This is a genomic window from Paraburkholderia podalyriae (genome assembly GCF_014397785.1).
In the GTDB taxonomy this organism is placed as follows: Bacteria; Pseudomonadota; Gammaproteobacteria; order Burkholderiales; family Burkholderiaceae; genus Paraburkholderia; species Paraburkholderia podalyriae.
This window is the reverse complement of record NZ_VZQQ01000029.1, coordinates 74,567-82,765: the sequence shown is the minus strand read 5'-3', so window position 1 is coordinate 82,765 and position 8,199 is coordinate 74,567. Positions and strand designations below refer to the sequence as shown.

Here is an 8,199-nt window from a genome sequence, read left to right as displayed (position 1 = left end):
GCTCGAACCCTGCTGCTTCATGCTTGCAATCGTCATGCGTTCTTCAGGCTGCAGTTGTTGGTAACTTCTTTTTTGCATTGGCACACCTTACACGAGCAAGGTGTTGCACTTCAAATTTGATCGCGCCCTTTAAGAACTCTTAACAAAATAAAGAAAGGGGCTGTTTACTCTCGATGAATCCTGTTAACCTTTTCATTGTTTCGACGACGAAAAGGACATGGCTAAACCCATACTCGACGACGAACTTTGGGCACTCATCGAACCATTGCTGCCCCCTCCCAAACCAAGGCGAAGCCGTTATCCAGGGCGCAAGCCGCTCGATGATCGTGGGCTGCTCACGGGCTTCTGTTCATCCTGCAGACGGGCCTGCGCTGGGACCTGCTGCCGCGCGAGATGGGCTGCGGCAGCGGCATGAGTTGCTGGCGCCGTCTGCGGGACTGGCAGGCTGCCGGCGTCTGGGACCGACTGCATGAAGTCCTGCTCGCAAAGCTGCGCGCGGCTGACCAGATTGACTGGTCCCGTGTCGTCGTCGATTCCTCCTCGATCCGCGCAGTGGGCGCAGGTCAAAAACGGGACCGAATCCCACGGACCGCGCGCGACCAGGTTCAAAGCACCATCTCATCACCGAAGCACAGGGCATCCCGCTCGCGGTAATCCTCACGGGCGCCAACCGTAACGATGTTACCCAGCTTCACCCACTGGTTGACGCCATCCCGCCCATTGCTGGCAAGCGCGGCCGGCCGCTTTCGAAGCCCCGCATTGTTCAGGGCGACCGGGGCTACGATCACGACAAATACCGCCGTCCGCTACACGCAGCCGGCATCGTGACTGAAATCGCTCGACGTGGCGAGCCACACGGCAGCGGACTCGGCAGAACACGCTGGGTTGTCGAGCGCACCATTTCATGGCTCCATAACTTTCGACGACTGCGCATCCGCTTCGAACGTCTTGCATTCATCCATGAAGCCTTCATGAAAATCGCCTGCTGCATCATCTGCTGGCGAAAACTGAAGAACTCATTTTGTTAACGCTTGTAAGGGGCTTAGGGAGAGGCGAGATGCGCGAGGACGACGGCCGGCAGCTTTCACATGCAACGCTGGAAGAGATCCGCATTCGGGCGGTCAAGCGTGTCGAAGCTGGCGAGTCGCCGGAGGACGTGATCCGCACGCTGGGATTCTCGAGAGCGCGTATTTACGAGTGGTTGGCGGCCTGGCGCGAAGGGGGCATCGAGGCGTTACGAGCCAAGGCAATCCCTGGTCGACCGATGAAGCTGCCGTCCGAGGCTATCCGCTTCGTCTATCAGACGGTCACAACGAAGAACCCAATGCAGATGAAGTTCGAGTTTGCATTGTGGACGCGAGACATGGTGCGGGAGTTGATTCGCGATCATTTCAACGTCAGGCTCTCCGAGGTGTCTGCCGGTCGACTGCTGCGCAAGCTCGGGCTTTCACCCCAGCGGCCGCTTGCGCGTGCTTACCAACGCGACCCTGAACTGGTCGAGTCATGGATGCAGAACGAATACCCGGCCATTGTCGGGCAGGCCAAACGCTGCGGGGCACAGATCTTCTTCGTCGACGAATCGACGGTGCGATCGGACTATCACAGCGGCACGACCTGGGCACCGGTCGGTCAAACACCGGTAGTCGAAGTCACTGGCGCGCGCTTCAAGGTGAACCTGATCTCAGCGATCAGCCCGCGTGGCCAACTTCGATTCATGTGTTTCGAAGGCAGCTTCAAGATCTCCGTGTACGTCGACTTCGTCAAACGGCTGATGCTCACCGCTGATGCGCCTGTCTTCCTGATTGCCGATGGTCATCCGGTACATCGTTGCAAAGCGATCCGGCAGCTTGCCGCAGAATCGGATGGGCGCCTTTGTCTGTTCTTCCTTCCTGCTTACTCGCCAGATCTGAACCCGGACGAGTTGGTATGGGGTTATCTCAAAACATCACAAGATCGGCAAGCTTGCCATCAAAGGTCCGGGGCATCTCAAGCAGCGTGTTCGAGCGGTTCTGCGCTCGCTGCAGAAGATTCCAGCCCTGGTCCGATCCATGTTTCAACATCCGTCAGTCCGCTACGCGGCATGATTCATGTCCGGTTACTTTGTTTCGGCTTAGTAACGTCGGTCGTCACCGTTTACAAGCCATCGCCCTTCAATCGCACAGTCACGAGCGACTTATGGGTAACCCTGAGATCAAATCCGGGGCGGCTCAGACAGATGTTGCATGACTTGCGTCGATTGGCGCGTTATTCATTGACGCGGGGCATAAACGCGACGAAAACTGTTTCGGGTCTATAGGCGTAAAAATTGCCAAGCCGATTCCAGCTTAGCTCTTGCATACATGTGCCGACTTGCGATGCGAACACTTTGGTCATTGCAGGATGCAGCGGTAAAGCGTCGATATGATTCTGAGCCGTGATATCCACGAGTACCAGCATGAGCGCGAAGCGACCATTTCGCTGCAAGACGATGCGGCCGCCCTTCTCCGAGAAACTGTCGATGAATGATCGCTCCGGCATTGGGGTGCAGGGGCGTGTCATGCAGGACGAATTCCGCTTACCGTTCGGCGACCTCATCCTTTACGAGTGAATACAGTATGGCACCGGTCACGAACGCGAGAACAACAGAGGTGATGGTGCCCCCGCAATATTGCAGACCGCGTTGATAGCGATTCAGAGTAACGGGCAAATCAATATGTGATACCGCGCTGTCGTGCCGGTGGTTTTCATGCGCCCGAATGTCCATATCGAGTTATGGATCGCTTTCTTGATTCGTCGATGATGGAGCAGCAGATCTAGCACAGCCGTATCTTTGGTCTGCCAGGCTTGGATCCATTCCTGCAGCAACTGACCGGCTATACGAATTCGGCTACGGTGTCCTGACGGATCTGATAGCCCATTGCATGGACCCTTTCGTTCTTCAGTCTATCGAAGAAGCTCTCCGTCGGAGCGCTACCCCGGCAATTTTGCTTGCGACTCATTGAGCACCACATGCCATATTCGCCCAGCTTTGAGTGGAACGCTTGGCTCGCGTATTGGCTCCCATGTCCGAATGATGCAGCGCTCAGATTGTGGCCAGCGCTCGACGAGGTGTTCACATAGATACGGCATCACTACTGCTGGTTACAGAAGATCGGCGGCGTACTCAGCGTCATGCTGAAGTCGCGGCACGGCGAGGTCAAGGTGGCACTCGCCGAGACCTGGGATGCTGCGGCGCGCGGATGCGATCGTCGTGCTCAACCGGCTCACCGAACGTACGTAACCGGGTACCCGAAAGCAGTCGAGGCTGGCGCACCGCTCCTAAAACGCATTTCCACCTAGGACGGAACCCCGGTGGTCGAAAGCACACCGGCTCCTCAAGCGCTGGCCGCCTGATCATAACGCCCCCGTGTACGCCGGAATTGACGATTGCTTATAGCGGCGGACACAGGTCACTTATCCAGCGAACGTAGCACGCCTCGAGCCGCTTCGGATCCTGCGCTTGGCCCCCGTGCGAACGAATGCCAGTGTTCCTGCACAACATGGCGGCGCAGTCAGTCCAGCTTCGCATCGCCCCACAACCAATTCCCGATCCAGCTATCGGTGCCGGAGAGAATTGAGCACAGCGCGAGCGCCTGGGTTCGTGTTAGGTCACGGGCCGGCGTGCTGCCGGGGTTTTTCGCAAGGATTCTTCAATATTCAGGATGTCTTCGTGTATCGATTCGACGTGCAAAAGACGCCAGTGGCGAGCTTTCGCCTTGAATTTCGCGCCACTCACGAAAGTGCTTGGCTTAGCGCTGCTTCGTTCAACGGCCCCGGGCGAAAGGCGGGGCGAGGTACAAATTCGTACTGGTCCTGCCACGTCGGGGTGACCGTCCGATTTTGCCAACTGACTGATTTTCAGACAATGGGAGCCAGTGCCACGTTTTTTGTTTCGCTCATCAATCACGCGAAGTAGCCGAATCGAACCTTAGACCACAAGAACTGTTTCATCGTTCTGTACGTCGAGATCACGGTTCAGGTGTCGCGCCACAACGATCAATCTAACCGGTTCCGATCATGACTCAAGACGCTTTTCCCAAAGTGCAGACTGCGGCGCAGACCCTCACCAACGAGGACGGTCTACTCAGTTCCGTAATGTGGATCTGCGAGCGTTACGGTTGTGGCAAGACTGCGGAAGCGCTGACGGCTGGTCTGCCGAAGAGCGGGATGCTTTCGCCGTCACTGGCGCTCGGCGCTCTGTCAAATGCTGGTCTCACGGCGGGCCTCGTGGAGCGCCGCCTCCAACTGCTGCCGGGGCACGTGCTGCCGGTTATATTGCTGCATCACCGCATGGGCGGATGCGTGCTTCTGGGTCGGCGGGCGAATCCGGATAGGGAAGCCAAAAACCGCGTTCTGTATCAGGTGGTGGTACCGGAAATCGGCCCTGAGCCGGTGGAATACACCCAAGAGGAAATGGATGAGATCTATGCGGGCTACGCCATTCTGGTCAAGCCGACGGCCAGAGTCGAGTTGCACGAAGGAGACAGCGTCGAACCGGCGGGCCACTGGTTGCGGGGTACGCTGTGGCGCTATCGGCGCTATTACGCAAGTGCCGCGCTCGGCGCATTGCTGATCAATGTGCTCGGCCTCGCCAGCATCTTTTTCACGATGAATGTGTACGACCGCGTGGTACCGAACCAAGCCTACGTCACGCTCTGGTCGCTCGCGATCGGGGTTGGCATTGCGATCCTGTTTGAAGCGATCTCTCGTCATGTCCGTAGCCATTTGCTGGACGTCGCTGGCAAGAAGGCCGATCTCATCATGGGCACGCTTCTATTTCGGCGAGCGCTCTCCATCCGGATGGAGCACAAGCCGGCATCGGCTGGTTCATTCGCCAACCAACTGCGTGAGTTCGAGTCGGTGCGAGACTTCGCGACCTCCGCGACGCTCTCTGCGATTTCCGATCTGCCGTTCGTGTTGGTCTTCGTGGGCGTAGTGTTCGCGGTCGGAGGCTCGCTCGGCTGGGTACCGTTGTTAATGATCCCGTTGATCATCGGGGCGAGTTTGTTCGTGCAGTGGCCGCTTGCCCGACTCATGAAAGAGAATCTCAAGGAAGCGTCGCTCAAGCAGGGAGTACTGATCGAGTCGATTGAAGGTCTTGAAACACTCAAAGCGGTGGGTGGCGAAGGTCATATGCAAAAGCGTTGGGAGACCTTCAGCGCGATGGCGGCATCCTCGTCGATGAAGTCGCGCCAGATTTCCAGCAAGGCAATGAGCTTCATCACCTTGTTGCAGCAATTGCAGACGGTGGTGCTGGTCGTGTTGGGTGTGTACTTAATTGCCGCAGGCGAACTCACGCAAGGTGCACTGATCGGTACCGTGATGCTGGCCGGTCGCATTACTGCGCCGCTGGGCCAGGTGATGGGACTCGCCTTGCGCTTTCAACAGGCGAAGGCTGCGCTGCACTCGTTGAACAGCCTGATGGCGATGCCGGTCGATCGTGATCCGTCACGCACCTATCTGCCCAAGCCACCGCTCTCGGGACAAGTCACGCTGAAGGACGTGTGCTTCTCATACCCCGCGCCGGCAATGCATCCAAATCCGTCGATTCTCAAGGACGTCAATCTGAGCGTCGAAGCCGGTGAGCGGGTCGCCATCCTGGGCCGCATTGGTAGCGGTAAATCGACCCTGCTGCGTGTCATGGCGCGTCTTTATGCACCGGTCGGCGGCCAGGTGTTCGCGGACGGTCTCGACGTCGAGCAGATTGACCTGGCCGACTGGCGCAAAGCGGTGGCTTACGTGGGCCAGGACGCGCGTCTTTTTCACGGTACCCTGCGCGAAAACGTGATGATCGGCCGACCCGAAGCGAGCGCTGACGAGTTTATGCGCGTGATGCGTCTGACCGGCCTTGACCACTTCGCCAGCCGCCATCCAAAGGGCATCAACCTTCCGATCGGAGAAGGGGGTCTAGGCATCTCCGGCGGCCAGCGTCAACTGGTGTCGTTAGCTCGCAGCCTCCTTGCCCGACCGCAGCTCCTGTTGCTCGATGAGCCGACCAGCGCGATGGACAGCCAGACCGAGGCGGTTTTCCTTGAGCACCTCGCGCGCGCAACGGTCGGGCAGGCGATCGTTGTCGTAACTCATCGGCCATCCTTGTTGGCACTGGTCGACCGGATTGTCGTCGTCGAGGAAGGCAAAGTCGTGGCCGACGGTCCGAAGCACAAGATCCTCGCCGCGCTGTCGGGCAAGCCTGGGGCGGCTGCAGTGGATGAAGGGCAGCCGAACTTGCAACAGCGCACCCCGCCCGGGGGCGTGGAAACCGCTTCCGGCTTGGCCGCTACGCCTGGGATGCCTAAAGCCACCACCACGGGTATCAGGATCGTCGCGGAAAAAAAGGTCGTTTCACCAGCCACTGCGCAAGCCGATAGCACGCATGCAGTCGTGCCGAACGAGGAGCAAGTTTAATGAACTTCAATATTTTCAGACGCGGCGCGAACAATGCTGGGCTTGCTCCAGGCGACGCCGCATTCATGAGCGACATCAAGGAATCGCTGCTCACGCAGTCGACTCCGGGCTCGATGATCGTGCTTTACGTGATTCTTGCGATTCTGACAGTCGGTCTGACCTGGGCGCACTTTGCTCGCGTGGAAGAAATTACGCACGGCGACGGGACCATCATTTCAAAGAGCCGCGAGCAGGTCATCCAAAGTCTCGAGGGCGGGATTCTCGAGCAACTAGATGTACGCGAAGGCGATATCGTCAAGAAGGGCCAGGTGTTGGCAAAGATCGATCCAACGCGTGCGGAGACAAGCTATCGCGAAGCTTGGTCCAAATCGGTCGGCCTGAAGGCGACGATTGCGCGTTTGCGTGCAGAGGCGTACGGACAACCGCTGATGTTTCCGGACGACGTGAAGGCGGTGCCTGCGGTCGTGAAGCAGGAGACGCTCGCATACAACGCGCGACGGCGAGCACTGGACGACAGCGTGGCTGCGCTGGAAAAGAGCTACTCGCTCTCCGGCAAGGAAATCGGGCTGGCCGAGCCGCTGGCGGCCAAGGGGCTGTTATCCGAAGTCGAACTGCTGCGCATGCGCCGTCAGGCAAACGATCTGCGTTCGCAGATCGTCGAGCGGCGGAACAAGTTTCAGGCAGATGCAAACTCGGAGCTGACGAAGCTGGAACTGGAACTGGCGCAAACCAGCGAAACCGTGGTGGGTCGCGCGGATGTCCTGCAGCGCACGACGGTGGTGGCGCCCGTATATGGCACGGTGAAGAATGTACGCGTCAATACGATTGGGGGGGTCATTCAGCCGGGCGAGCACATCATGGAAATCGTGCCACTGGAGGATCAGTTGCTCGTCGAGGCACGCATTAAGCCGGCGGACGTCGCATTCTTGCATCCCGGGCAACCGGCCACTGTGAAGATCAGCGCCTACGACTACGGTATTTACGGTGGCCTGACGGGCAAGGTCGAGCACATCAGTCCTGACACCCTCAAGGATGACCAGAAAGCCGCAGCGGGCCGGGCCGACGCCACCTACTACCGTGTGCTTGTGCTGACAGACGCCAGTGAGTTGCACGCTGGCGGGAAAAGTCTACCGATTCTGCCGGGTATGGTCGCGACGGTCGACATCCGTACCGGTGAGAAAACCATCCTTGACTACCTGCTGAAGCCGATTTTCAAAGCGCGTGAAGCGTTCCGGGAGCGCTAGACGTTGTTGCGACATTAGGCTTTTGGAATGTTGGGAAGGTCTGCAAAAATGCTGACGTGGATCCTCCCGAGAGCCATCCGAGATGAACGGAGTGAGTGGAGGAGAGCCATGATGACGCAACCACGACTGGATCTGGGCCTGACAACGGAGAACACGCGTAAGCCGGAATTCTCGATGAGATGCGTCGCGCTATGCCTTGGTCCGGGCTCACTTCGCTGATCGAACCGCACTATCCGACGGTCAAGGCAGGACGGCCGCCGTTCCCCCGATCGACGATGGTGCAGATCCATCTTGTGCCGCAGTGGTTCGGTCTGTCCGACCCAGCCTTGGAAGAAGCGGTATATGGCGCAGCGCAGTATCGTCGCTTCTGACTTTGCGCTTCCGTTACCTGTTCGAGACCCACGGACTGGCTGTGCAAATGCTTGCACTGGTCAATGAAGTTCTGGTGGAAAGAACCGATTCGCAAGAACGAGTCGGTGGTTGATACCAAGCCGAAGCGTTGTTGCACGGCTAGGGATACAGATATCCGCCG

Annotated in this window: 4 protein-coding genes and 3 pseudogenes; 6 read left to right on the top strand and 1 reads right to left on the bottom strand. The window is 58.3% G+C overall.

Annotated elements, in window-relative coordinates; translation table 11 throughout:
- Positions 1 to 217 precede the first annotated feature (217 nt).
- From F6X42_RS27465 to F6X42_RS27455, 3 genes and pseudogenes are all read left to right on the top strand, one after another.
- Positions 218 to 1,028: pseudogene (locus F6X42_RS27465) on the top strand (IS5 family transposase).
- Between the two features lie 29 nt (positions 1,029 to 1,057).
- Positions 1,058 to 2,296 carry an IS630 family transposase gene (locus F6X42_RS27460; protein ID WP_222945737.1) on the top strand — a complete coding sequence of 413 codons (1,239 nt, stop codon included), beginning with the start codon at positions 1,058 to 1,060 and terminating at the stop codon, positions 2,294 to 2,296.
- Between the two features lie 138 nt (positions 2,297 to 2,434).
- Positions 2,435 to 2,587 (top strand): hypothetical protein, encoded by a 153-nt coding sequence (locus F6X42_RS27455; RefSeq protein WP_187637199.1) that lies wholly within the window; start codon positions 2,435 to 2,437, stop codon positions 2,585 to 2,587.
- A gap of 212 nt (positions 2,588 to 2,799) precedes the next feature.
- On the opposite strand, the pseudogene F6X42_RS44255 reads toward F6X42_RS27455, so the two are convergent.
- Positions 2,800 to 3,041: pseudogene (locus F6X42_RS44255) on the bottom strand (IS3 family transposase); the annotation flags it as partial.
- 994 nt (positions 3,042 to 4,035) lie between these two features.
- Here F6X42_RS44255 and F6X42_RS27450 point away from each other — a divergent pair.
- From F6X42_RS27450 to F6X42_RS44250, 3 genes and pseudogenes are all read left to right on the top strand, one after another.
- A complete protein-coding gene (locus F6X42_RS27450) occupies positions 4,036 to 6,423 on the top strand; it encodes a type I secretion system permease/ATPase (RefSeq protein ID WP_187637198.1) in 2,388 nt (795 codons plus the stop codon).
- Positions 6,423 to 7,667 (top strand): HlyD family type I secretion periplasmic adaptor subunit, encoded by a 1,245-nt coding sequence (locus F6X42_RS27445; protein ID WP_187637197.1) that lies wholly within the window; start codon positions 6,423 to 6,425, stop codon positions 7,665 to 7,667. Before F6X42_RS27450 ends, F6X42_RS27445 begins: the two co-directional genes overlap by 1 nt.
- A gap of 111 nt (positions 7,668 to 7,778) precedes the next feature.
- Positions 7,779 to 8,121 (top strand): annotated as a pseudogene (locus F6X42_RS44250) (transposase); the annotation flags it as partial.
- Positions 8,122 to 8,199: the final 78 nt, after the last annotated feature.